This window comes from Comamonas sp. DB36 (assembly GCF_057914905.1).
This window is the reverse complement of the sequence record NZ_CP196631.1, coordinates 3528608-3552517: the sequence shown is the minus strand read 5'-3', so window position 1 is coordinate 3552517 and position 23910 is coordinate 3528608. Positions and strand designations below refer to the sequence as shown.

Genomic DNA, 23910 nt, shown 5'->3' with positions numbered 1-23910 from the left:
TGTAGCGAGCCCCGCTGACGGTGGGCGCGCCCTGGGCGCATGTGGCATTCCTGCCAGCGCCGGTGTTTGGGCTGCATATGTCGATCGGGCCGGCGGCATCCGCAGGCACAATCGCTGCTTGCAAAAGATGGGGGGATGCGTTGCGCATCCGTGGGGTCGATCGCAATTTCAAATCCAGAGGTCAAAATGTCTGCTCTTTTCGCTTCCCGGTTTCTGAAGGGTGTCGCCACGCTTGCCGTGGGTTCGGTGGTCATGGCCGGTGCGGCCCGGGCGCAGGCGCCCGCACCGATCAAGGTGGGGGTGGCGCTCGATATTTCCGGACCGTTTGCGGCACCGGGTGCGGAAATCCGCGACGGCCTGAACCTGGCCATCAAGCTGCTGGGCAGCAAGCTGGGCGGCGTGCCCGCCGAGTTCATCCAGGCCGACATGGCCGGCAACCCCGAGCAGGCGCGTCAGCTGGTCGACCGCTTCATCCAGCGCGAGAAGATCGATCTGTTCACCGGTCCCGTGGCTTCCAATGTCGCGCTGGCCGTGGGCCCCACGCTGTTCGCGGCCAAGGTGCCTTATCTGTCGGCCAACGCCGGCCCCAGCCAGCTCGCGGGCGCGCAGTGCAATGCCTACTTCTTCGGCACCAGCTACCAGAACGATTCCATGCACGAAGCCGCGGGCCAGTACGCGGCGAACAAGGGCTACAACAAGGTCGTGATCATGGCGCCCAACTACCCCGCGGGCAAGGATGCGCTCAACGGCTTCAAGCGCCTGTACAAGAAGCCGCTGGCCGACGAGATCTACACCAAGGTCGGCCAGCTGGACTTCGCCGCCGAGCTGGCCCAGCTGCGCGCGGCCAAGCCCGAAGCGGTCTACATCTTCCAGGCCGGTGGCATGGGCATCAACTTCATCAAGCAGTTCATGGCCGCGGGCCTGAACAAGGACATCACGCTGATCTCCTCGCCGTTCACCGCCGACGAGGACATCATCCCGGCCGTGGGCGCCTCCATGGTCGGCCTGTTCAATGCCTCGTCGTACGCGCATGACCTGCCGGTCGCCGCGAACCAGAAATTCGTCGCCGAGTTCCGCAAGGCCTACAACGGCCGCTACCCGTCGCTGTATGCGGCGTTTGCCTACGACGTGGTGATGAACATGGACGCGGCGGTCAAGCAACTGGGCGGCAAGGTCGGCGACAAGCCCGCGCTGGCCAAGGCGCTCAAGACCGCGGCGTTCGACTCGGTGCGCGGCCCGGTCAAGTACGGCAACAACCAGTTCCTGATCCAGGACTACTACCTGCGCAAGATCGTGCAGGGCGCCGACGGCCGCGTGACCAACCAGCTGCAGCCGGGCAAGGTGTTGACCGCGCACCAGGATGCGTTTGCGGCGCAGTGCGCGTTGAAGTGACTGGGCTGGAGATTTTGCCCAACAGCGGGATCCAGCAGATAAATACCGTTCGCCCTGAGCCTGTCGAAGGGCGTTTCAGGGCGCAATCTGCGTGCCCCCAAACAGCATTTCGTATTGCTTTAGGCCCTGCGTTCATCCTTCGATCCTTCGACAGGCTCAGGACTCAGGACGAACGCATTACCGAATCGCGCGGAGCGACGAATGGACCTGACTTTTTTTCTCGAACAGATCTTCAACGGCCTGGGCTATGGCTTCATGCTGTTCCTGCTCGCGGCCGGGCTGACGCTGGTGTTCGGCATCATGGACACGCTGAACCTGGCCCATGGTTCGCTGTTCATGGCCGGCGGCTATGTGTCGGCAACGGTGCATGCGCAGTCGGGCTCCTTTCTTGCCGCGGTGCTGGTGGCCGTGCTGGTGACGGTGCTGCTGGCCGTGCTGCTCGAAGCGCTGCTGGTGCGCCGGCTCTACGGCCGCGACCATCTGTCCCAGGTGCTGGCGACGTTCGGCATCGTGCTCGTGGCCGATGACGTGGTCAAGTTTCTCTGGGGTCCGTCACCCATCATGGCGCCCACGCCCGCGCTGCTGTCGGGCCCGGTGCAATTGCTGGGCCTGCCGTATTCCTCGTACCGGCTGCTGATCCTGGGCGCGGGTCTGGCCGTGGCCGCGGGTCTCTATGTGCTGGTCAATCACAGCAGGCTGGGCATGCTGGTGCGCGCCGGAGCGTCCAACCGCGCTATGGCCGAGTTCATGGGCGTGCGTGTCTCCCGGGTCTTCACCATCGTGTTCGCGCTGGGCGCGGCGCTGGCCGCGCTGGCCGGGGCGCTGATGGGGCCTATCAGCGCCGTCTCCATCGGCATGGGCGAAGCGATCCTGATTCCCGCGCTGGTGGTGATCGTGATCGGCGGCATAGGTTCGGTGCGCGGCGCCTTCGTTGCGAGCTTGCTGGTCGGCCTGGTCGATACCGCCGGGCGCGCGTTCCTGCCGCCGCTGCTGCGCGAAGTGCTCGCGCCCGCGCTGGCCGCCGATGTGGGGCCGGCGATCTCCAGCATCGCCATGTACATGCTGATGGCCGGCGTGCTGGTCTTCAAGCCTTCGGGATTGTTCCCGGCCCGCGTATGAGTGAGTCTTCCATGAATTCCAAGGCTTCGCCCTGGGCCGCGCGCGCCGGCATCGCCGTGCTGGTGCTGGCCCTGGCGCTGGTTCCGCTGCTCGCGCCGCTGCTCGATCTCGATTACTACACCGGCTTCGTGCGCCGACTGATGATTGTCGCGCTGGCCGCGGCCAGCCTGAACTTCCTGATGGGCCGCGTGGGCCTGGTGGCGCTGGGCCATGCGGGCTTTGTGGGCGTGGGCGCTTACGCGGTCGCGGCGCTGGCCGAAGCCGGCTGGACTTCGGCCTGGGCTGTCTGGGGCCTGGCCGGCGTGGCGGGCGTCGTGGTTGCCGGCCTCACAGGCGCGGTCGCGCTGCGCACCAAGGGCGTGTACTTCATCATGATCACGCTGGCGTTCGCGCAGATGCTGTTCTATCTCGCGGTGTCGCTGCGCAAGTACGGCGGCGACGACGGTTATACGCTCTATGCGCCGCTGCACCTGATCGGCGGCGAGAACGCGATCGCCGCCAGCGGTGCGCCGCTGTACTGGGTGGTGCTGGCCATCGTGGCGCTGGTGCTGCTGGCGCTGTGGCGTGTCGAAGCCTCGCATTTCGGCCGCGCGCTCGAAGGCATTCGCGACAACGAGACGCGCATGCAGGCCATGGGCTATCCCACCTATCTTCTGAAGCTCTGCGCGTTTGCCGCGGCCGGCGGCGTCGCGAGCCTGTCGGGCGCGCTGATCGCGACGCAGAACGGTTTCATCAGCCCGTCGCTGATGCACTGGACGCAATCGGCGCTGCTCATCGTGATGGTGGTCATTGGCGGCGTGGGCCGGCGCTGGGGTGCGCCGCTGGGCGTGGCCGTGTGGCTGGTTTTCGAAGAAGTGCTCAAGCAGTTCACCGAGTACTGGCATGCGCCCATGGGCCTGCTGCTGATCGCCGTGGTGTTTCTCGCGCCCAAGGGCCTGTCGGCACTCGCTTCAAGAAAGGCCGCGCCATGACGCTGCTGGTCGCGCATCAACTTGTCAAGCGCTTTGGCGCGCTGCTGGCCACCGACCATGTGAGCTTTGCGGTCAACGCCGGCGAAATCCATGCCTTGATAGGCCCCAACGGCGCGGGCAAGTCGACGCTGGTCAACCTGATTTCCGGGCTGCTGCCCGCCGACGGCGGCACGCTGTCGCTGGACGGCGTCGACCTCACCCACCTTGCGCCGCACCGGCGCGTGGCCGCGGGGCTGTCACGCTGTTTCCAGGTGACCAGCATCTTCCCTAAGCAGACCGTGGGCGAGAACCTGCTGCTCGCGGTGCAGGCGCATGCGGGCTCGAGCTTTCGCTTCGCCAAGCCGCGTGAAACCGACCACGACCTGCTCGCGGCCGCGCAGGCGCTGGCCGAGCGCGTGACATTGGCCGGCGAATGGGGCCGCGTTGCCGGCACCTTGCCGCATGGCGCGCAGCGCAAGCTCGATGTCGCGCTGGCGATCGCCGCGGCACCCAAGCTGCTGCTGCTGGACGAGCCGATGGCGGGCATGGGCCCGGTGGAGTCGGCCGAAATGGTCGAGTTGATTCAACGACTGCGCCAGGACATGGCCATCTTGCTGATCGAACACGACATGGACGCGGTGTTCCAGCTCGCCGACCGCATCTCGGTGCTGGTCTACGGCAAGGTATTGACCTGCGGGACGGCCGCCGAGATCCAGGCCGATCCGCAGGTGCAGGCGGTGTACCTGGGCACAGAGACCGATCTCTTGGGGCTGGCTGCATGAAGAACATTCCATTGCTGGCCTGCGCAGGCCTCGAAGCCGGCTATGGCGCAAGCCAGGTGCTGTTCGGCATCGATTTCCACATCATGCAGGGCGAGGTGGTGACGCTGCTGGGCCGCAACGGCATGGGCAAGAGCACCACCATCAAGACCATCATCGGCGCGCTCAGGCCCAGCAAGGGCGAAGTGCTCTTCGCCGGCGAATCGGTGAACGCCAAGTCGCCCGACGCGATCGCGCGCCTGGGCGTGGCCATCGTTCCCGAAGGGCGGCACTGCTTTCCGAATCTTTCGGTGCGCGAGCACCTGATCGCTTTCGCCGCGCAGCGCAACGGACAACGCGATGCCTGGACACTGGAGCGCATCTACGGCGTGTTTCCGCGGCTCAGGGAGCGCGCTCACCACATGGGCAACCAGCTTTCAGGCGGCGAGCAGCAGATGCTGGCCATAGGCCGCGCGCTGTCAACCAATCCGCGGCTGCTGATTCTCGACGAGGCCACCGAAGGCCTGGCACCCGTGATACGCGAGGAAATCTGGCGCTGCCTGGCGACGCTCAGGGACGCGGGCCAGACGATTCTCGTGGTCGACAAGTATGTGCACCGGCTCGTGGCGCTGGCCGACCGCCACGTGATTCTCGAGCGCGGCAATGCCGTCTGGCAGGGAACGTCTGCCGAGCTCAATGCCGATCGCGCGCTGTGGCACGAACACCTGGGGGTGTGAGCCGCAACTGCGAATGAATGGCCCCATTGCGTTCGGGCGCGTATACCATTGCAGTCACTGTCGCTGTTGGTTGCGATGAACGTCATTGATCCCGTCACAGGAGATGCGCATGAATGAGTCAGCCAAACCGAACGACGCCGCCCCCCGCATGACCTTCTCGGCTCCGGTGGTCGTTCCCGCGCTGATCGTGCTGGCCGCGCTGCTGGTGCTGTGCGGCGTGTTTCCGCAGCTGGCCGACCGCGTCTTCTCCAGCGCCCAGGCCTGGGTGATCAGCCACTTCGACTGGTTCTACACCCTTGTCGTGTCGATGTTCCCGGTGTTTCTGGTGATGCTGGCGTTCAGCCGCTACGGCGACATCCGGCTCGGGCCCGACGACGCCAAGCCGGAGTTCAATTTCATCTCCTGGAGCGCGATGCTGTTTGCCGCGGGCATGGGCATAGGGCTGATGTACTTCGGCGTGGGCGAGCCGCTGCAGCATTACCTGAACCCGCCCACGCAAGCCGCGGGCACGCCCGCCGCGGCGCGCGAGGCGCTGACATCGACGTTCTTTCACTGGGGCATTCACGCCTGGTCCGTCTACGGTGTGATGGGCCTGGTGCTCGCGTATTTCGGCTTTCGCTACAACCTGCCGCTGACCATGCGCTCGGGCCTGTATCCGTTGCTGCAGCAGCGCATCAACGGTCCCATAGGTCATGGTGTCGACACGTTTGCGCTCGTGGGAACGATTGCCGGGCTCGCGACCACGCTGGGCTATGGCGCGCTGCAGCTTGCCGCGGGCCTGCACATCGTGACCGGCTGGGACACCGGAACGGTCGCGTTTCGCATCGGCCTGATCGTGCTGGTCGTGGGCCTGGCAGGGCTGTCGGCAGCCTCGGGCCTGGACAAGGGCGTGCGCCGGCTGTCGGAAATCAATCTGATCCTGACTTTCATCCTGCTGGGCTTCGTGCTGATCTTCGGGCCCACGGTTTACCTGTTCCAGGCGTTCAGCGAGAACATAGGCAACTATCTGTCCAACCTGGTGAGCCTGTCGCTGCGCACATTTGCGTATGAGCCCGCGCAGGACCCGGCCTGGTTCGGCAGCTGGACGATTCTCTACTGGGCCTGGTGGATCTCCTGGTCGCCTTTCGTGGGCATGTTCATCGCGCGCATTTCGCGCGGCCGCACAGTGCGTGAATTCATCGTCGGCGTGCTGCTGATTCCCACGGCCTTCAACCTGCTGTGGATGACGGCCTTCGGCAACGGCGCGATCTGGATAGACACCCATGTGGCCCAGGGCGCGCTGGCGCAGACCGCGGGCAATGTCGACGCGCTGCTGTTCCGCTTCTTCGAGTACCTGCCGCTGGCAAAGACGGTGTCCTGGTTGGCCATCCTGTTGATCGCCATGTTTTTCGTGACGTCGGCAGATTCTGGCGCCTATGTGGTCGATGCGATCGCATCGCGCGGTCATCCGCGCTCGCCGGTGTGGCAGCGGCTTTTCTGGGCCGCGGTGCTGGGCGTGACGGCGATTGCGCTGATGCTCGCCGGCGGACTCAAGGCCTTGCAGGCGATGACCCTGGTCGCGGCCTTGCCCGTGGCCGCGATCATGGCGGTGCTGTGCGTGGGGCTGTGGCGCGGCATGAAAGCCGACCTGCGCAACGCCTCCCAGGACTGGGCGCCCGCGACCAGCTTCTGGAACGGCCAGCACTGGCGCAAGCGTCTGGAGCTGATCGTGCGCCAGCCCAGCAGCCTCGACGTGCGCAGCTTCCTGCGCAAGACCGTGCTGCCCGCGATGCGCGAAGTGGCCGCGGAAATGGAGCGACAAGGGGTGCACGCGGTGGTGCACGACGACAGCGCGGGCCATGACGGCGACGCTGCGGGATCGGTGCGGCTGGTCATTCCCATCGCCGAGCTGCGCGATTTCGTCTATGGCGTGCGCCCGGTGAAGCGCAAGCTGCCCGGGTTCATCCTGACCGAAGTCACCGACGAGGAAGCCAATGCGCGCCGCCATGTCGTCGAGCCCATGACCTTCTTCGCCGATGGCCGCGAAGGCTACGACATCCAGTATCTGCGCCAGGAAGAACTGATTGCCGACATTCTGCGCAACTACGAACGCTATCTGTCGCTCAGCGCCGATCAGCGCAATCTGCTGCTCAACCGCGCGCCAGGTCACGTCGAATGACTGCGCGGCCGGGGCGGCTCTCGCCCCGGCCGGAGGTCAGGCCGTCGCGGATTTCTTGCCTGGCGGGCGGCCCTTGACGGGTGTCGCGGGGCTGCGGCATACAAGTCTCAGCGGCCACAGGCTCACGACCAGCACGCCCTGCGGCGGCGGTGGTTTTCTGCGCGAGCCTTTCGCCACGCGCGCGGGCTTGTCGTCAAGAACGGAGTGGGGTGGGGTCAGTTGCATGGTCATGGCTCACTTCCTGCCGTACATAGGTGAGCGCGGCCCGTACAGCAGACCGTTCGCGCCGCCGGCGGAAAGCAGCCGCTGCGTGGCGATGCCCGCAACGTTGTGCGAGGCGTCGGTGGCCGTGCTCAGGATTTGGTTGACGAGTGCGGTGATCAGCATGCCGGCCAGACCGCTGCCCGTGCTGTTGCCGCTTTCCTTGCTGGAGGCCGATGCCTTGCCCGACCAGAGCAGGTCACCGGTGCGCAGGTCGACCAGCTGCGCCTGCGCGCTGACCACGGTGGTGCTGTCGATCACCTGATAGATGGTGCCGTAGCGCGTGATCCTGATGTGCAGCGCGGCATCCGCGCCAAAGATATCCCTGAGGCTGGCCGCGGGGATGTCGTGTGCATCTTCGGCGCTCTGCATGCCGTTCTCGCGCAGGGTTTCGGTCACCAGCGCCACGGGCAGCACGTAGTAGCCGGCTTCGGCCAATGGAAAGGTCGCATGCGACAGCACGCTCGCCGTCGCCTGGACCTCCGGGGCTTCGTTGACGGGCGGCAGCACCAGGATGGACGCCGGATTTGCCGCACGGAATGCACTGTTGCCCTGCGCCGGCGTGCTCGCGCATCCCGTGAGCCAGAGGCAGGCCACAAGCCAGGCGCACCCCTGCAGCACCTTGGTGATGGAAGGTGTGGGCATGTCAGTTCCCATTCTTTTTCAGGTTGCCCATGAGATGGTCGATGTAGCGGGTCGACTCGGGAAACAACGCCTTTTCACGTTCCCAGGCGAGCAGCCCATCGTTGGTGCGACCGACTTTCAGGTACAGCAGCCCCAGATGGGCCTGGTAGCCGGGCGGCAGCGCGGCAGGGTCTTGCATCTGCGCCAGGCCTTCTTCCAGCGCCTGGATCTGTTGCTCGGCGGATGTACCGTCGTTCTTGAGATAGCTGTACACCTGATCGGGGTAGCTTTTCCAGTCATAGAGCGGCGCCAGCGCCGCGCAGCCCAGAAGCAGGCAGCCCAGCCCCATGGCCGTGACGTGCAGGATAGGAGTGCGGAGTTTCATGGTCTGGCCTTTCAGTGCATGGTCGCGGGCAAAGCGGGCAGCAGGCCTGCGTCCACGGCTTCGCCCAGGCGATCGACGGCTTCGCGGATCGCCAGGTCGAGCACCTTGCCGTTGAGCGTGGCGTCATGGCTGGCGCTGCCGCCGAAGCCGACGATCTCGCGGTTCGCCAGCTGGTATTCGCCCGATCCCTGGACCGAGCGCACGACTTCCGAAGTGCGGATGTCGACGATGTTCAGCGTCACCTTGGCATAGGCGATCTGGGTCTTGCCGCGCCCCAGCACGCCGAAGAACTGCCTGTCGCCGACTTCCTTGCGGCCGAATTCGGAGACATTGCCCGTGAGCACGTAGTCGGCGCCCTGAAGCGGCTGCGCGCTGCCGTGCAGGTTGGCTTCGAACCGGGTTTGCTCCATGTTGTCGCGGTCGAGCACCAGAAAGCGCTGGGTCTGCTGCAGGTGGCTGATGAGCAGCGTTTTGGCCTGGCTGCCCAGCCGGTCGCTGCCCGAGGAAAAAGCGCCGCGCAGGTAGCTGGAGCGGTTGTCGAACCTGCCCACGGCGATCGGGCTGCGCGGTCCCTGGTAGCTGCGCGTGGCGGCCTTTGTCTGGGACACGGCCAGCGCCTGCGACGTTTCCGTCGCGCAGCCGCCCAGGACCAGGGGAGCACAGAGGGCAGCGCAGGCTGCAAACAGAAGAAGAGGGCGCATGGGATCAAGTGATTGTTATTGATAAAACAATGATAGTTTCATGTTTGATAGATTTCAACTATTAAAATCCAGACTGCGTGATCGCCTACAAAACGCGTGATGCGCGCGGAACACACTGTGTTGGCGCTGCGGCTTTTTTGCGCCGTCCCCATGAACTTCCATGACAACGTGCTGATCGTTGGCGCCGGTCCTACCGGCCTGGTACTTGCGCTGTGGCTCACTGCGCAAGGCGTGCGGGTGCGCATCGTCGACAAGACCCGCGCGCCGGGAACGACGTCACGCGCGCTGGCCGTGCAGGCGCGCACGCTGGAGCTGTACCGCCAGCTCGATCTGACCGACGCCGTACTGGCCGCGGGCCACCGCAATCCCGCGCTCAACCTCTGGACCCGCGGCACAAAACGCGCGACGCTGCGCTTTGGTTCGGCGGGGCGGGATATGACGCCCTATCCGTTTGTGCTGATCTATCCGCAGGACCGGCACGAGCGCCTGTTGATCGCGCGGCTCGAGGCGCTGGGCGTGGCAGTGGAGCGCCAGACGGAATGCCTGGGCTTCGAGGATTGCGGCGACCACGTAGCGGTGCAGCTGCGCGCTGCCGATGGCCGTGAGCAGCGCTGCGCGGCGGCCTTTGTCGCGGGCTGCGACGGCGCGCGCTCCATCGTTCGCCACCAGATGGGAACAGGCTTTCCGGGCGGCACCTACGGCAAATTCTTCTATGTGGCCGACGTGCAGGCGCGTGGCCCGGCCGCCAGCGGCGACATCCACATCGCGCTCGACGAGGCCGATTTCGTCGCCTGGCTGGCCTACAACGAGCACGGGCAGGGGCGGCTGATCGGCGTCGCCGACAATGAGGACGCGGACCGCGCCGACACGCTGACCTTCGACGATGTGGGCCACCGCGCGATTGCCCGCATCGGGCTGGAGGTGGACCAGGTCCACTGGTTTTCCACCTACCGCGTGCACCACCGCGTGACCGACCGTTATCGCCAGGGCCGGGCCTTTCTCGTCGGCGACGCTGCGCATATCCACAGCCCGGCAGGGGGCCAGGGTATGAACACCGGCATAGGCGATGCGATCAACCTTGCCTGGAAAATGGCGGCCGTGCTGCGCCGGGGCGCGCCCGACGCCCTGCTCGACAGCTATGAAGCCGAGCGCCGCGCGTTCGCGCTGCGGCTGGTCGAGACCACGGACCGCGTGTTCCAGTTCATCACCGCCCACGGGCCGTTTGCCGACTTCGTGCGCACGCGCATCGCGCCCATCGTCGCGCCGCTGGCCTATGGCATAGACGACGTGCGCGAGTACCTGTTCCGCATCCTGTCGCAGACGCTGATCAGCTACCACGACAGCCCCATCAGCGAAGGCCAGGCCGGCGAAGTGCGCGGCGGCGATCGTCTGCCCTGGGTGCGCGCGGACGACAACCACGCACCGCTGGCGGCCATTGCCTGGCAGGTGCATGTCTATGGCGCGGCGCGCGCCGACCTGGCCGCCTGGTGCGCCGTCCAGGGCATTGCCTTGCAGTGCTTCGATTTCGGTCCGCCGCACGCCGCGGTCGGCTTGCAGCGCGACGCCGCCTACCTGATACGTCCGGACGGCCATGTCGGCTGCGCCGATCCCGACGCCAGTGCCGTGCGGCTGGAAAACTATCTGCGCAGCTGTATGGGCCAGGCCGGCGCGGCGTGACCGCAGCGCTCGCCAGCCGTTCTTCTGGGCTATGCTGGGCGGCGTCTGCGTACCTGCTTTCGTGATGCATTATCTGAACCATGCCGCCTGCGGCCCGCTGGCCGACGCCGCACTCCATGCCATGCACCACCACGCGCTGTGCGAACAACAGCTCGGCGGCTATGGCGCGGCGCGCGCCGCCCAGGCCGAACTGGCCCAGGTCTACGCCGGCATTGCCGCGGCCATCCATGCGTCGCCGCAGGACATCGCGCTGACCCAGGGCAACAGCGATGGCTGGAGCCGCGTGGTCGAGGCAATGGATTGGCGCGGCGGCGGCCGCATCCTGGCGCCGCGCGGCGAGTGGGGCGGCAACCTGGGGTTGCTGATGGCACTGGCGGCGCGCCACGGCGTGCAGGTGGAGCAGATTCCCAGCGACGCGCAGGGCGCCGTGGACCTGGACGCGCTGCAGGCGCTGCTGCGCACGCCCGCCAGCCTGGTGGTGCTGACCTGGATGCCGGCCAACGGCCCGCTGGTCCAGCCCGCCCAGGCCGTGGGCAGCCTGTGTGCGCGCGCCGGCGTGCCCTTGCTGATCGATGCGGCCCAGGCGGTGGGGCAGTGGCCGGTCGATGTGCGCAGCCTGCAATGCGCGGCGCTCACGGCGCCAGGGCGCAAATGGCTGCGCGGCCCGCGCGGCACGGGGTTTGTCTATGTGCATCCGGACTTCCTGCCGCGGCTGCGTCCATTGGGTGCCGACCATTTCGCGCGGCCCTGGCAGGGCGGTGATTGCTGGGACTACCGCGACGATGCGCGCCGGCTCGAGCCTTCGGAAGCGTCGGTCGCGCTGCGCCTGGGCCTGGGTGCGGCGCTCGCCGAATGGGCCGCCCTGGGCATGGATCACATCCAGGCGCAGATACAGCAGCGCGCCACCTGGCTGCGCGAGCGGCTCGATGCGCTGCCCGGCGTGCAGACGCTGCGTACCGGGCCGCATGCGTGCTCGGGCATCGTGACGTTCACCTGTGCCGGCCATGGCGCCGCGTCCCTGCACCAGGCGCTGCAGCAGCGCGGCGTCGAGGCCGCGATCAGCCCGCTGGCGTTCACGCCCTGGGACATGCAGGCGCGCGGCCTCGATGCCTTGTTGCGGCTTTCGCCCGGCCATGACACGCGCTGGGAAAGCCTGCAGTACGCCTGCGATGCGCTGGAGGAATTCCTGCGCGCGCAGTGAGGGGCTTCAGGGAGTCCTGAGACCCGCAATGGCAGCGAGACAGAACTGGGTCATGGTCTCGACCTGGTGGTCCAGCGTGCGTGAGCGGCTGGCCTTCATGGGCGCGGGGCGGCGGTGCACGCGCAGCACCGCCAGGCCGTGGATGGATGACCACAGCATCTGCAGCGCGTCCGCATGCGGCATCGCGCATTGGTCGGGCGGCGGCAGCAGAGGCTGGGCGATCTCGCAGAACAGCAGGTAGGAAGCCCGGCCCTGCTCGGCGAGTTCGGGATACTGCAAGCGGTTGCCAAGGCCTGGTCCCAGCATCAGTTCGAACAGCGAGCCATTGGCCTGGGCGAACTCCACATAGCCGCGCACCAGCGCGTGCATGCGGCCCTGCTGGTCATCCGCTGGAAGCTTTGCGAGGTAGCTGCGGCGCAGCGCGATCAGCTCGCGAAAGCCTTGCGCGGCCATGGCCGCAAGCAGGCCGTCCTTGTCGCCGAAATGGTGGGCCGGCGCGCCCACCGAGACGCCCGCGGACTTGGCGATCTGGCGCAGGCTCAGCTGGTCGAGGCTGACTTCGCGCAGCAGCGCCACGCCCCATTGCACCAGCGATTCGCGCAGATTGCCGTGGTGCCACTGTCCCTGGGGTTTGACGGCCGGTGGGCTGGATTTTTCAGGCTTCATTCCATCCTCTTCACACTCTCGTGCCCGCCGAGTCTAGTCAACTCGGGGACACCTGCTCTCCTGTACGCAGTCAAACCAAGGGAAGTCCCTAGGACCTGCGGCCTGGGCATGGCGCAATCCATGGGTTAAATTGAACACTGTTTAGTTTGCATCATCTGGCGAGTTCGGAGAAAAAATTGGTTCCTTCCCTGGTCTTTGGAAATCAGCACTGGAGCAAGGCGGCGCTGGCGCTTCTGGCAGATCGTGTCTCGCGCGGCCTGCAGGCGCTGGGCGTGCAAGAAGGCGGCACGGTGGCCGTCATGCTCAGGAACAGCCCCAGCTATGTAGCCACCGTCATTGCCTGCAAGCGCGCGGGCGTCTACCTGGTCTCGCTCAACTGGCACTTCAAGGCCGGCGAAGTGGAGTTCCTGCTCAAGGACAGCGGCGCCCAGGCGCTGGTGGTGCACGAAGACCTGGTCGACACGATTCGCGCCGGCGTGCCAGAAGGCGTGGCGCTGCTCGTCGCACCGCTGCACGAAGATGCAGATCACGTCGCCCGCCAGGCCTGGCCGGCGCTGGGCCAGCAGGGCGAGATGTTGCCCGAGAGCCAGCGCTTTCCTTTCAACGCCGTGGTCTACACCTCGGGCACCACGGGCAAGCCCAAGGGCGTGCGCCGCCTGCCGGTCGCGCCCGAGATGCGCGCCCAGGTCGACGCCGAAGCCGCCAAGGTGCCGGGCGCGGTCTACGGCACCACGCCCGAATCGGTGGCGCTGCTGAGCGCGCCCATGTACCACAGCGCGACCATGTCGTTCGTGTCCCATGCCTGCGCGGTGGGCGCGACGCTGGTGCTCGAGCCCAGCTTCAAGCCCGAGCGCACGCTGCAGCTGATCGCCGAGCACCGCGTCACCCATGCCTATCTCGTGCCGACGATGTACCAGCGCCTGCTGGCGCTGCCCGACGAAGTGCGCGCGGCCTACGACCTGTCTTCGCTGCAGCAGGTGTCGTCCACGGGCTCGCCCTGCGCGCGCGAACTCAAGCTGCGCATGATCGACTGGTTCGGCCCCACGATCACCGAAGCCTATGGCTCCAGCGAGGCCGGCTACACCACCTTCATCACCGCCCAGGAATGGCTGGCCAAGCCCGGTTCCGCGGGCCGCGCGCTGGGCAGCGCCCAGCTGTCCATCGTCGGCGACGACGGCCAGGAGCTGCCGCGCGGCGAGATCGGCCTGATCTATGTGCGCCAGCCGGCCATGCCCGACTTCACCTATATCGGCCGCGAGGACGACCGCCAGAGCATCAGCCGCGACGGGCTGGTGACGCTGGGCGACATGGGTTTCATCGATGACGACGGCTATCTGTTCATCTGCGACCGCAAGTCGGACATGGTGATCTCGGGCGGCGTGAACATCTACCCCGCCGAAGTCGAGGCCAGCATTCTGACCATGCCTGAAGTCAGCGACGTCGCGGTGTTCGGCATTCCCGACGCCGAGTTCGGCGAGTCCATGGCCGCGGCGGTGCAGCTCAGGGAAGGCAGCACGCTGGCGGCGGACACCATACGCCAGCGCCTGCGCGAGAAGATCGCCAACTACAAGATTCCGCAGACCATCACCTTCCACGACAGCCTGCCGCGCGAGGACACCGGCAAGATCTTCAAGCGCCTGCTGCGCGCGCCGTATTGGGCCGGCGTCGACCGCCGCATCTGAAACCGACTTCACCAGGACTTTCCATGGCCTTGCCTTCCACGCTCAAAGACAAGCTGCGCCTGCCGCTGATTGCCGCGCCGCTGTTCATCATCTCCACGCCCGATCTGGTCATTGCGCAGTGCAAGGCCGGCATCGTGGGCTCGTTTCCGGCGCTCAATGCGCGGCCCTCCGACCAGCTTGAAGTCTGGCTGGAACGCATCACCTCCGAACTCGCGGAATACGACCGCCAGAATCCCGACCAGCCTTCGGCGCCGTTTGCGGTCAACCAGATCGTGCACAAGAGCAATGACCGGCTGGACCACGACATGGAGGTCTGCGCGCGCTTCAAGGTGCCCATCGTCATCTCGTCGCTGGGCGCGCGCAAGGAAATCAACGAGGCGGTGCATGCCTGGGGCGGCATCGTGCTGCACGACGTGATCGACAACAGGTTCGCGAAGAAAGCTATCGAGAAGGGCGCCGACGGCCTGATTGCGGTGGCGGCCGGCGCGGGCGGCCATGCGGGCGCGCAGTCGCCGTTTGCGCTGCTGCAGGAAATCCGCCAGTGGTTTGACGGCCCGCTGGCGCTGTCGGGCTCTATCTCCAGCGGCCGCGCCATCCTCACCGCCCAGGTCATGGGCGCCGATCTGGCCTATATGGGCTCGGCTTTCATCGCCACGCAGGAAGCCAATGCCGTAGAAGGCCACAAGCAGATGATTGTCGACAGCGCCGCCAACGACGTGGTCTACACCAACCTGATCACCGGCGTGCATGGCAACTACCTCAAGCCGTCGATGGCGCGCGCCGGCCTCGATCCCGACAACCTGCCGGTGGGCGATGCGAGCCAGATGAACTGGGCCGCGGGCAAGCCCAAGGCCTGGAAGGACATCTGGGGCTGCGGCCATGGCATAGGCGTGCTCAGCGAGATCCAGCCGGCGGGCGTTTTCATTGCCGGCCTGGTGCAGCAGTACCGCGAGGCCTGCCTGTCGACCCAACAACTCATAGCCGCGCGCGCCTGAGGCGCCTGCGTTCGGCATTACCAATCAAAAGCAGGAGACAAGAGATGAATTCCAAGCGCAATGTTCTGAAGATGGTGGCCGCCGCCGGCATGGTGGCGGTGTCCGGGCTGTCGCTGGCCCAATCGGCCAAGCCGGTGCGCATGCTGCTGCCGCTGGCACCGGGCGGCGGCTCCGACACCATTGGCCGCGCCGTCGCCAATGAAATGAGCAAGACGCTGAATGTCACCATCGTTGCCGAGAACAAGCCCGGTGCCTCGGGCACGCTGGCGCTCAATGATGTGATTCGCGCGCCGGCCAGCAACCCGACGTTCGGCCTGGTGCTGGGCTCCACGCTGGCCGTGGTGCCGCATCTGATGAAGGTACCCTACGACAGCGTCAACGGCATCAAGCCGGTGGTGCAGCTGGGCGTCACGCCTTTCGTGCTGCTGGTCAACAAGAACCATCCCGCCAAGACGCTGGCCGAGTTTGTCGCGCTTTCCAAGCGCAATCCGCAGAGCTTCGGCTCCTACGGCGCGGGCACCTCCAGCCATGTCGCGGGCGAAGCCTTCAACAACGCCGCCGGACTCAAGCAGGTGCATGTGCCCTACAAGGGCACGGCGCCCGCGATCAACGACCTGCTGGGCAGCCAGGTGGACTCGGTGGTCGCCGACTTCGGCGTCGCCGGCCAGCACCTGGGCAAGGACGGCAAGCTGCGCGCGCTGGCCGTGACCGGGCCCAGCCGCTCCGAAGGCTTCCCCGATGTGCCCACGTTTGGCGAGCAGGGCTATCCGGCAATGAACGAGCTGGTCGGCTGGATTGCCTTCGTGACTTCGGCCAACACGTCCGACGAGCAGGTCGCGACCTGGGCCAAGGCCGCGTCGAATGCGCTGCGCGTTCCCGAAGTGCGCCAGCGCCTGATCGGCCTGGGCTATGTTCCCGCCGGCACCCACGGCAAGGAGTTCGACAAGATCGTCGCCGACGAGCCCGTGCGCTGGGGCTCGCTGATCAAGGCCTTCAAGATCACGCTGGAGAACTGAGCGCCGCGGCCTCAGCGCTGCCAGCCTGTGGCGCGCAGCGCGCGGTTGCGCGCGCCCGTCAGCAGCGCGGCCAGCACGCAAAGCGCGCCGCCGCCTGCCAGGGCGATGCCGGCCGAGGCGCGCTGCGCCGCGCCGCCCAGTGCCAGGCCGCCCAGCGCGGGTGCCAGATTCATCTCCAGCAGCCATAGCGCGGAAATGCGCCCGCGCAAGGCATCGGGCGTATGCCGCTGCAGCAGCGCGCCGCGCACGATGTCGGCAACGGTGTCGCACGCGCCGGCCAGCACCAGCAGGGCCAGCGCCAGCCACGGCTGCGCCGCCCATCCCACGCACAGCAGGGCCAGGCCCCAGCCCATGGCCGCGGCAATCAGCAGCAGGCCGGGGCGATCGAGGCGCCGCGTCCAGCCCGAAGTGGCCGCGGCCAGGAACGCGCCGGCCGCGGGCGCGGCATGCAGCATGCCCACCAGCTGGGCGTCGCCGGCAAACGTCTCCACGCCCAGCTGCGGCAGCAGCACCCAGGGCGTGGCGCACACCGCCATCAATATATCCAGCAGCAGCAGGCCGCCGACCACGGGGCTGGCACGCGCAAAGCGCGCGCTTTCCCGCCAGGCCTGCCAGGGGCTCACGCGCTGCGCGGCGCTCGCGGGCGCGGGCAGCGCCGGCAGGCGCAGCAGCAGCAGCGGCGTGAGCACCGCCCCGGCCAGGGCCAGGGCGTAGCAGGCGCTGCTGCCGCCGCGGGCCAGCAGCAGCCCGGCCAGCAGCGGCCCCGTGAGCCGGCCCAGCTGTTCGGCCAGCGCGCCGAGCGCGCCCGCCGCGGGCAGCTGCTTGGCCGGCACCAGCGTGGGCAGCGTGGCCATCAGCGCCGGGGCGCTGATGCCGCCGGCCAGACCGCTGAGCACGGTGGCCGCATAGATCCAGCCGAGCTGCGGCGTGGCCTGCAGGCTGTTGAGCAGCAGCACCAGCACCACCAGCACATAGACGGCACGCCCGGCAACCATCACCGTGCGCCGGTTTGCGCGGTCGGCAATCACGCCGCCCCACAGCAGCCCGGCAATCGTGCCCAGCGCCAGGCCCAGGCCCACGCCCGCCACCTTGAGCGACGACTGGGTCAGGCTCCAGACCTGCCAGGCGACGGCAACGCCCAGCACGCCATAGACCAGCACCGACACCAGCCTTGCGGTGTACAGCAGGCGAAAGCCCGGCGACTGCAGCGGCGACAGGTCGAGCGCGTGCCGCGCGCACCAGGCGCGCCAGCCGGCGCGTGCGCCGGCGTCCGAAGGCTTGGCCACGTCAGGTCTTCTTGAATTCGTGCTCGGCCATGCCGCGGCGCCAGTAGGAAACGATGAGCTGCTCGCTCTTTTCCAGGCCGCGGGTTTCCCGGGCCCAGTGGCGTATCGCCTGCGCCGCCTCGAACTCGGCGCCGGCCCAGACAAAGCGCGTGCCCGCCGGCGCGGGCCACTGCACGCCGCGCAGTGCATCAAGCAGCAGGCTGGTCGTTCCCGGCGCGGCTGCGCCGCGGTGCAGCCAGTGCCACTGCAGGCCGGGCGGCGCGACCACCGGCAGCTGGTCCTGCGGGCCCTGGACTTCGGCAAACACCTGGCCGCGGGTGGCGGCGGGAAGCGCCGCGGCAATGCGCAGCATGGCGGGCAGCGCGGTGTCGTCGCCCGCCAGCAGCATCCAGTCGGCGGGCGCGGCCGTGCGCCCGCCCGGGCCGCTCATGCCGATTTCCTGGCCCACGCCCGCTTGCGCCGCCCAGGCCGAGCCCGGGCCGGCGTCCGCATGCAGCACGAAGTCCACGTCCAGCCAGCCCGCGGCGCCGTCGATCGCGCGCATGGTGTAGGTGCGCACGTCGAGGCGCTTGTCGCCTTGCGCAAAGCGCGGCATGCCGCTGGGCGAGAGCGTGGGCCACTCGGGGGCGGTGATGCCGGGCAGGGGGAAGATCAGCTTGCAGTGGATGTTCTCGTCCTGGGCGTAGCGCGCCAGGTCATTGCCGGCAAAGCGCACGCGCCGCAGGTGCGGCGTCAGCGACTGGACCGCCAGCACGCGCAGCACGCGAAACGCGGGCGGGCGCTGCAGCGCGCTGCCGTCGCCGTCCCAGACCAGCGCCGCGTCGTCGCTTTGCGTGGCCTCGAGAATCAGATGGGCAAGCATCAGCTTGATGTCCTGCAGCGCCTCGATGCCGGGCGCGCTGGCCGACGCGTGGATGGAGCCGTCCTGTGCCCAGAGGCTGGCCAGTCCCAGGTCATGGGCCACGGTCCAGCGCGCGCCTTCGCGCTGCGGCGCGAGATCGTGTTCGCGCATGTGTTCGACGATGGTCTCGACCATGGCCTGCGCCTGGTCGGTGCGCACGCAGGTGCGGGCCTGTAGCAATGTCATCCTGATTTCCTGTTGTCCACCGCAAATCGGCGATTTGCTGGCGGGTGTTAGCCGCTCCAAGCGGTTTGTACGGGCGGCTGCGGGTGCGGTCCGGCCGGGCCATCGACCAGCACGAACAGCCGGCCTTGCTCGCAGCTGCGCACGCGCGCGTTCACGCCGTAGGCGGCGCGCAGGCGTTCGGGCGTGATGGTCTGCTGCGGCGGGCCGAAGGCGCAGAGCCGGCCGGCCTGCAGCAGCGCGATGTCGTCGGCCCATTGCGCGGCCAGCGACAGGTCATGCAGCACCACGATCACGATGCGTCCCGCGTGCGCGAGCTGCCGCACGGTCTGCATCACCTGCCATTGATGGGCCAGGTCGAGCGCGCTGACCGGCTCGTCAAGCAGCACGATGGGACAGTCGCGCACCATGACCTGGGCCAGCGCCGCCATCTGCCGCTGGCCGCCCGAAAGGTGGGCCAGCGGCTGCATCGCGAGTGGCGCCATGCCCAGCTGTTCCAGGGCCTGCATGGCGCGCGCCGGCGAGGCCGTTGCAAGGCCGTGCATGGCCACCAGCGTGGCTTCCAGCACCGTGAGCGAGCCGCCCGCCGCGCCCAGTTGCGGCATGAAGGCCACCTGGCGCGCGCGCTGCGCCGCGGGCAGGGTCAGCAGCTCGCTGGCGCCAAAGCGCACCTGGCCGCGCGCCGGCACCAGGCCCGACAGCGCGCGCAGCAGCGTGGACTTGCCCGCGCCGTTGGGCCCGACCAGGGCCAGCAGGCGTCCGGGGGCCAGCGGCGGCAGCGTGAGCCCCTGCAGCACGCGGCGCTGGCGGTAGTCGACCTGCAGATTGTCAATTGCCAGCGGCGCCGGCGCGAGCGTGGGTGTACAGGCTTTCATGCCGCACCCCGCGTGCGGCGCAGCACCAGCAGCACGAACACCGGCAGGCCGACCAGCGCGGTGATGATGCCCACCGGCAGCAGCACGCCGGGAACGATGGACTTGCTGACCACCGAGGCCAGCACCATCAGCAGCGCGCCCACCAGCGCGGCGGCGGGCAGCAGATGGCGGTGGCCGTCGCCCACGAGCAGGCGCGCGACATGCGGGCCGACCAGGCCGACAAAACCAATGGTGCCGGCCAGCGCCACGGCCACGGCCGCCAGCAGGCTGATGCGCAGCAGCGCCCAGCGGCGCAGATGCGCCACGTCGATGCCGTAGCTGCGCGCGCGCTCGTCGCCCAGGCCCAGCGCGGTCATCGCGCTGGCAGCGCGCCAGGAAAACGGCAGCACGCAGGCAATCACCAGGGCCAGCAGGCCCACGCCCAGCCAGTCGGCGCGCGCCAGGCTGCCCATGCTCCAGAACACCAGCTGCTGCAGCGCGTCCTCGCTGGCGACAAACTGCACCAGCGACAGCAGCGCCGCGGCCGCAAAGCCAATGGCAATGCCGAACAGCACCAGAATCTGCGCATCGGCGCCGGGCCGGCGCGCAAACAGCTGCAGCAGCGCCAGCGCGCCAAGCGCAAAGATGAAAGCGTTGCCCGAGACCAGCCAGGCCGCGGGCAGGCCCGGAATGCCCCAGTTGAGCACGATGGCCAGCGAAGCGCCCAGCGCCGCGGCCGACGACACGCCCAGCGTAAACGGTTCGGCCAGCGGATTGCCCAGCACGGTCTGCATCTCGACGCCGGCAACTGCCAGCGCCACGCCGACCAGCACCGCAAGCAGGGTCACGGGCAGGCGCAGATCCCAGAGCACGACATGCAGGCTGGGTGGCAGCGAGTCGGGCTGCCACAGGCCGTGCAGGGCCTGCATGAAGCGCAGCGACGAAGGCCCGCTGGTGATGTCAAGCAGCATGGCGGCCAGCGTCAGCGCCAGCAGCAGCGCGACCAGGCACCAGCGCCTGCGCTGGCTTGCGCGGTAGGCGCGCAGCGGCTCGGCCAGGGCCGGCGAGGAAAGGCCAGGGTCCACGGCAGGAAAGTCAGTCATGGTTGCAGCGAAGTCCAGAAGCTGCCGCGCCAGGGCGCAGCGAGAAAGCGCTGGTTGAGCGCGTCCAGCGTGGCCTGGGGCTTGATGTCGGCAAACTCGCGCGGATGCAGCCAGGTGGCAACGCATTCCAGGCTGACGATGCCCAGTCCGCCGTGCCAGAGGCCATGCACCTGGCCGTTGCGCACGGCGCGCGTCTGCGCCAGACCCGTGCGCTGCACCACGCGGCGCAGGCTGTCCTGGGCCTGGCCCGGCGCGACCCCGGGCCCGAGCAGCAGGCCGCCGCGCGACTGCAGGTGCAGGCCGCCGGTGCCGATGTAGATCTCGGGGTCCTGGGCCATCACGTATTCGGTGCTCAGCGTTCCGGCCATGCCGGCAATTAGCTCGCCGCCGATCAGCCGGCCGCCGGCCATGCGCACCATGTCGCCCAGATTCTTGCCCGCGCCCATCGACAGGCAGCAGGGCGCCGAGCCCGCATGCGGCTCCATCAGCACCAGCGGCAAGCGCGCATTGCGCGCGCGCAGGCGCTGCACACCTTCGCGTATGCGCGCCAGGCGCTGCTCGAGAAACGCCGCCAGTTCGCGCGCCCGCGCTTCATGGCCGGTGAGAATGCCGAACTGGACCAGGCCGCGCGTGGGCTCGGCCTGGCGCAGATCGGGGCTGACTTCCAGCACCGCCACTGCGATGCCGGCCTTTTCCAGCCGGGACACGGTCTGGCTGGCCTGGCCGTAGAACGGATCGAGCACCACGAGATCGGGCTCGAGCGCGATCAGCGCCTCGGCATGCAGGTTCTGCGGGCCGTCTATCGCCAGCTGCGCCATGTGCGCGAAGGCGCGCGGGTCGGGCCCGCGCAGCATCTGCAGGCTTTGCGCGTCCAGCCGCCACTTGTTCCAGGCAACCACGTTTTTCGCCGGCTGGGGCGCGAGCATGGACAGCATCACGAAGTCGTCGGTCGCGGCCAGCACCATGCGCTGCGCGGGGCGCGCCAGCCGCACGCTGCGCCCGCGCAGATCGGTGATCTGCACCGGCTGGGTGCTGGCCAAGGCCGGGCCCGCGCCCAGCGCGGCGGCGAGGGCGAGCCACTGCCGGCGCGTGCTGCCGGGTGTCATGTCAGAAGTCCGCATGGAGTCCCAGCCAGATGCGCCGTCCTTCGTCCATCATCCAGTTGCCGTCCAGGCCCTGGGTGCGCGTGCGCAGGTCCACGGGCACCTTGCGGTCGGTGGCGTTGAGCAGCGAGAAGCGCAGCGCGACGGTCTTGCTCAGGCTGTAGCTGCCGCCCAGGTCCAGCGTTGCCGAACTGCCGCGCTGGCGCGTGACCGCGGCGCCGTTGCGGTAGCCCGCGTAGACCGCGTTGCCCATGAAGTTCAGGCGGGCGAAGGTCAGCAGCTTGCCCGTGGCCTGCCAGTCGAGCTGGGCATTGAGCAGGTGGCGCGGCGTCTTCTCCAGCGGCTGGCCGTCCAGCGAGCTGCCGTCAAACGCGGTTTCGGTGCCGCCCTGGCGGCGCGACTGCGTATAGGTGTAGCTGGAGTTCAGGCGCAGGTCGCGCGCCAGCGGCAGCTGCAGTCCGAGTTCCAGCCCGCGGATGCGCACCCGGTCGACGTTGTCGTAGACATAGAGATGGTTGGCCGAGGCGGGGTTGAGCGGGTCGGGCCGGCCCGAGTCGAAGCTCACCACCTTGTTCTTGAAGTCGGTGTTGAACAGCGTGGCCGTGACGCGGCTGGCGGGCGCCCATTCGTAGGTCAGGCCGAACTCGCGGGTGGTGCTGGTTTCGGGCTGCAGGTCGGGGTTGCCGCACAGCGGGCCGCGATAGCCCGAGTTGCCGCCGGTCGTCATGCAGTAGCCGGCCGTGCTCTGGCGCAGTGCCGGCGCCTTGAAGCCGGTTGTCACGCCGCCGCGCAGCGTCAGCGCCTCGCTGGCGTGGTAGACGCCATAAAGGCGTGGCGACCAATGCTTGCCATAGCGCTCGTCGTGGTCCATGCGCGCGCCGCCGGTCAAGGTGAACTGCTCGGTGATCAGCCAGTCGTCCTCGAGGAACAGCGCATGGCTGTCGAGCGAGACGCTGTTGATGTTCACCGGATAGCCCGCGACCGCGGCCTCGTTGCGTATGCCGCCCAGCGTGCTGCGCTGGCGCTGGCCGCCCATGCGCAGAACATGCCTGGCAAACGGCAGGGTCAGGTTGCCTTCGAGCGTGGTGTTGGTGAGCTTGCGGCTGCTGTAGTTCACGGCCTGGGGCCAGTCCGTGTTCTCGCCTTCCTCGCGGTACAGCGACAGCTTGGACTGGCCGAAGTCCCAGCGGCCGTTGTGGCTGATGCCATAGTGGTCGCGCGAATGGCGCACGCTGTTCCAGGCATAGGCGGGCAGGGTGGAGCGGCCCGGTGTGGTCTCGGTGCTGGTGCGTTCGCTGCCCAGGTCAAGCACCACTTCCTGGCGCGCGTCTGGCCTGGCCGTGAGCTTGGCGCCCAGGCTCTGGTTCTTGCGGCCGTAGGCGCCTTCGGCGCCGGGATAGTAGGTGTCGCCTTCGCTGCGGCTGTCGCTCTTGCCCCACAGCTGCAGGCCCAGCACGTCGCTCTTGATCGGCCCGCCGATCCAGAACTCGCCGCCGCGCGAATTGCCGTAGTCCTTGTCGCCTTGCAGCGTGGTCGAAGCCGCGACGCTGCCGCCCCAGCGGCCGGGCACTTTCTTGGTGATGATGTTGATCACGCCGCCCATGGCTTCGGAGCCGTACAGCGACGACATAGGACCGCGCACGACTTCGATGCGCTCTATGGCCGAGACCGGGGGCAGCAGATTGGCCTGCACGCCGGTCGTGCCGCGGTTCATGGTCTCGCGCGTGTTCTGGCGCTGGCCGTCAATCAGGATCAGCGTGTATTCGCCGGGCAGGCCGCGGATCATGATGTCCGTGGCGTTGGGGTTGTCGCCGACCACCGACACGCCTTCGACCTGGCGCACGGCGTCGGCCACGGAAGTGAAGTTGCCCTTGCGCAGGTCCTCCTGCGTCAGCACGCTGATCGATGCGGGCGCATCCTTGATGCGCTGCTGCACGCCGCTGGCCGTCACCACGACGGTTTCAAGCGGCGCCTCGACGGGCTGGGCAAGCGCCGGGGCGACGCTTGCGGCCAAGCTGGCGGCAGCGGCCCAGCGCACGGCGGCGCGGGAAACGGGTGGTTGCGTTGTGGTGTTCATGACCCTCTGACCTGTTGGTATGGTGGCGGAGCGCCGTCCGGCCGCGGCGCGATGCGCGGGCGGATGCTTACCCCTGTTTGG

The 23910-nt window shown here is 68.0% G+C and carries 22 protein-coding genes; 11 read left to right on the top strand and 11 right to left on the bottom strand.

The window, feature by feature from the left end; all coding sequences use genetic code 11:
- Nucleotides 1–186: 186 nt before the first annotated feature.
- The 6 genes from ACSVDO_RS16625 (at nucleotide 187) to ACSVDO_RS16600 (ending at nucleotide 7114) form a co-directional block, all read left to right on the top strand.
- Complete coding sequence (locus ACSVDO_RS16625) at nucleotides 187–1392, top strand: ABC transporter substrate-binding protein (RefSeq protein WP_442881585.1); 1206 nt, start codon at nucleotides 187–189, stop codon at nucleotides 1390–1392.
- 201 nt (nucleotides 1393–1593) lie between these two features.
- Entirely contained in the window at nucleotides 1594–2511 is a 918-nt protein-coding gene (locus ACSVDO_RS16620; RefSeq protein WP_332537605.1) for a branched-chain amino acid ABC transporter permease, read from the top strand.
- A gap of 11 nt (nucleotides 2512–2522) precedes the next feature.
- A complete protein-coding gene (locus tag ACSVDO_RS16615; RefSeq protein WP_489593500.1) occupies nucleotides 2523–3482 on the top strand; it encodes a branched-chain amino acid ABC transporter permease in 960 nt (319 codons plus the stop codon).
- Complete coding sequence (locus ACSVDO_RS16610) at nucleotides 3479–4243, top strand: ABC transporter ATP-binding protein (protein WP_332537607.1); 765 nt, start codon at nucleotides 3479–3481, stop codon at nucleotides 4241–4243. The genes ACSVDO_RS16615 and ACSVDO_RS16610 overlap by 4 nt, the downstream gene beginning before the upstream one ends.
- Nucleotides 4240–4956 (top strand): ABC transporter ATP-binding protein, encoded by a 717-nt coding sequence (locus ACSVDO_RS16605; RefSeq protein WP_489593499.1) that lies wholly within the window; start codon nucleotides 4240–4242, stop codon nucleotides 4954–4956. Before ACSVDO_RS16610 ends, ACSVDO_RS16605 begins: the two co-directional genes overlap by 4 nt.
- A gap of 109 nt (nucleotides 4957–5065) precedes the next feature.
- Nucleotides 5066–7114 carry a BCCT family transporter gene (locus tag ACSVDO_RS16600; protein WP_489593497.1) on the top strand — a complete coding sequence of 683 codons (2049 nt, stop codon included), beginning with the start codon at nucleotides 5066–5068 and terminating at the stop codon, nucleotides 7112–7114.
- A 36-nt stretch (nucleotides 7115–7150) separates the two neighbouring features.
- Here ACSVDO_RS16600 and ACSVDO_RS16595 read toward each other — a convergent pair whose 3' ends face one another.
- The 4 genes from ACSVDO_RS16595 to ACSVDO_RS16580 are packed head-to-tail and all read right to left on the bottom strand — an operon-like array spanning nucleotide 7151 to nucleotide 9085.
- Entirely contained in the window at nucleotides 7151–7345 is a 195-nt protein-coding gene (locus tag ACSVDO_RS16595) for a hypothetical protein (protein WP_489593495.1), read from the bottom strand.
- A 3-nt stretch (nucleotides 7346–7348) separates the two neighbouring features.
- Complete coding sequence (locus ACSVDO_RS16590; protein ID WP_489593493.1) at nucleotides 7349–8020, bottom strand: DUF799 domain-containing protein; 672 nt, start codon at nucleotides 8018–8020, stop codon at nucleotides 7349–7351.
- Nucleotide 8021: 1 nt separating this feature from the next.
- Nucleotides 8022–8384: a DUF4810 domain-containing protein gene (locus ACSVDO_RS16585; protein ID WP_489593491.1), complete on the bottom strand. Its 363-nt coding sequence runs from the start codon at nucleotides 8382–8384 to the stop codon at nucleotides 8022–8024.
- 11 nt (nucleotides 8385–8395) lie between these two features.
- On the bottom strand, nucleotides 8396–9085 hold the full coding sequence (locus tag ACSVDO_RS16580; protein WP_489593489.1) for a CsgG/HfaB family protein: 690 nt from the start codon (nucleotides 9083–9085) through the stop codon (nucleotides 8396–8398).
- 150 nt (nucleotides 9086–9235) lie between these two features.
- Between ACSVDO_RS16580 and ACSVDO_RS16575 the strand changes: the two genes are divergently transcribed.
- Entirely contained in the window at nucleotides 9236–10762 is a 1527-nt protein-coding gene (locus ACSVDO_RS16575) for an FAD-dependent monooxygenase (RefSeq protein WP_489593487.1), read from the top strand.
- A 64-nt stretch (nucleotides 10763–10826) separates the two neighbouring features.
- A complete protein-coding gene (locus ACSVDO_RS16570; protein WP_489593486.1) occupies nucleotides 10827–11963 on the top strand; it encodes an aminotransferase class V-fold PLP-dependent enzyme in 1137 nt (378 codons plus the stop codon).
- A 6-nt stretch (nucleotides 11964–11969) separates the two neighbouring features.
- Here ACSVDO_RS16570 and ACSVDO_RS16565 read toward each other — a convergent pair whose 3' ends face one another.
- Nucleotides 11970–12629 carry a TetR/AcrR family transcriptional regulator gene (locus tag ACSVDO_RS16565; RefSeq protein WP_489593484.1) on the bottom strand — a complete coding sequence of 220 codons (660 nt, stop codon included), beginning with the start codon at nucleotides 12627–12629 and terminating at the stop codon, nucleotides 11970–11972.
- Between the two features lie 176 nt (nucleotides 12630–12805).
- Between ACSVDO_RS16565 and ACSVDO_RS16560 the strand changes: the two genes are divergently transcribed.
- The 3 genes from ACSVDO_RS16560 to ACSVDO_RS16550 are packed head-to-tail and all read left to right on the top strand — an operon-like array spanning nucleotide 12806 to nucleotide 16322.
- A complete protein-coding gene (locus tag ACSVDO_RS16560) occupies nucleotides 12806–14311 on the top strand; it encodes an AMP-binding protein (RefSeq protein WP_489593482.1) in 1506 nt (501 codons plus the stop codon).
- 23 nt (nucleotides 14312–14334) lie between these two features.
- A complete protein-coding gene (locus tag ACSVDO_RS16555) occupies nucleotides 14335–15306 on the top strand; it encodes an NAD(P)H-dependent flavin oxidoreductase (RefSeq protein ID WP_489593480.1) in 972 nt (323 codons plus the stop codon).
- A 44-nt stretch (nucleotides 15307–15350) separates the two neighbouring features.
- On the top strand, nucleotides 15351–16322 hold the full coding sequence (locus tag ACSVDO_RS16550) for a Bug family tripartite tricarboxylate transporter substrate binding protein (RefSeq protein WP_489593479.1): 972 nt from the start codon (nucleotides 15351–15353) through the stop codon (nucleotides 16320–16322).
- Between the two features lie 11 nt (nucleotides 16323–16333).
- Here the strand turns inward: ACSVDO_RS16550 and ACSVDO_RS16545 are convergent, their stop codons facing one another.
- The 6 genes from ACSVDO_RS16545 to ACSVDO_RS16520 are packed head-to-tail and all read right to left on the bottom strand — an operon-like array spanning nucleotide 16334 to nucleotide 23829.
- Complete coding sequence (locus ACSVDO_RS16545; protein ID WP_489593477.1) at nucleotides 16334–17608, bottom strand: MFS transporter; 1275 nt, start codon at nucleotides 17606–17608, stop codon at nucleotides 16334–16336.
- Between the two features lies 1 nt (nucleotide 17609).
- Nucleotides 17610–18695: a siderophore-interacting protein gene (locus tag ACSVDO_RS16540; RefSeq protein ID WP_489593476.1), complete on the bottom strand. Its 1086-nt coding sequence runs from the start codon at nucleotides 18693–18695 to the stop codon at nucleotides 17610–17612.
- Between the two features lie 47 nt (nucleotides 18696–18742).
- Nucleotides 18743–19567, bottom strand: coding sequence for an ABC transporter ATP-binding protein (locus ACSVDO_RS16535; protein ID WP_489593473.1), 825 nt, complete (start codon nucleotides 19565–19567; stop codon nucleotides 18743–18745).
- Entirely contained in the window at nucleotides 19564–20649 is a 1086-nt protein-coding gene (locus ACSVDO_RS16530) for a FecCD family ABC transporter permease (RefSeq protein ID WP_489593471.1), read from the bottom strand. The genes ACSVDO_RS16535 and ACSVDO_RS16530 overlap by 4 nt, the downstream gene beginning before the upstream one ends.
- Entirely contained in the window at nucleotides 20646–21770 is a 1125-nt protein-coding gene (locus ACSVDO_RS16525) for an ABC transporter substrate-binding protein (RefSeq protein WP_489593469.1), read from the bottom strand. The genes ACSVDO_RS16530 and ACSVDO_RS16525 overlap by 4 nt, the downstream gene beginning before the upstream one ends.
- Complete coding sequence (locus ACSVDO_RS16520; protein ID WP_489593468.1) at nucleotides 21757–23829, bottom strand: TonB-dependent receptor domain-containing protein; 2073 nt, start codon at nucleotides 23827–23829, stop codon at nucleotides 21757–21759. Before ACSVDO_RS16520 ends, ACSVDO_RS16525 begins: the two co-directional genes overlap by 14 nt.
- Between the last annotated feature and the right edge of the window lie 81 nt (nucleotides 23830–23910).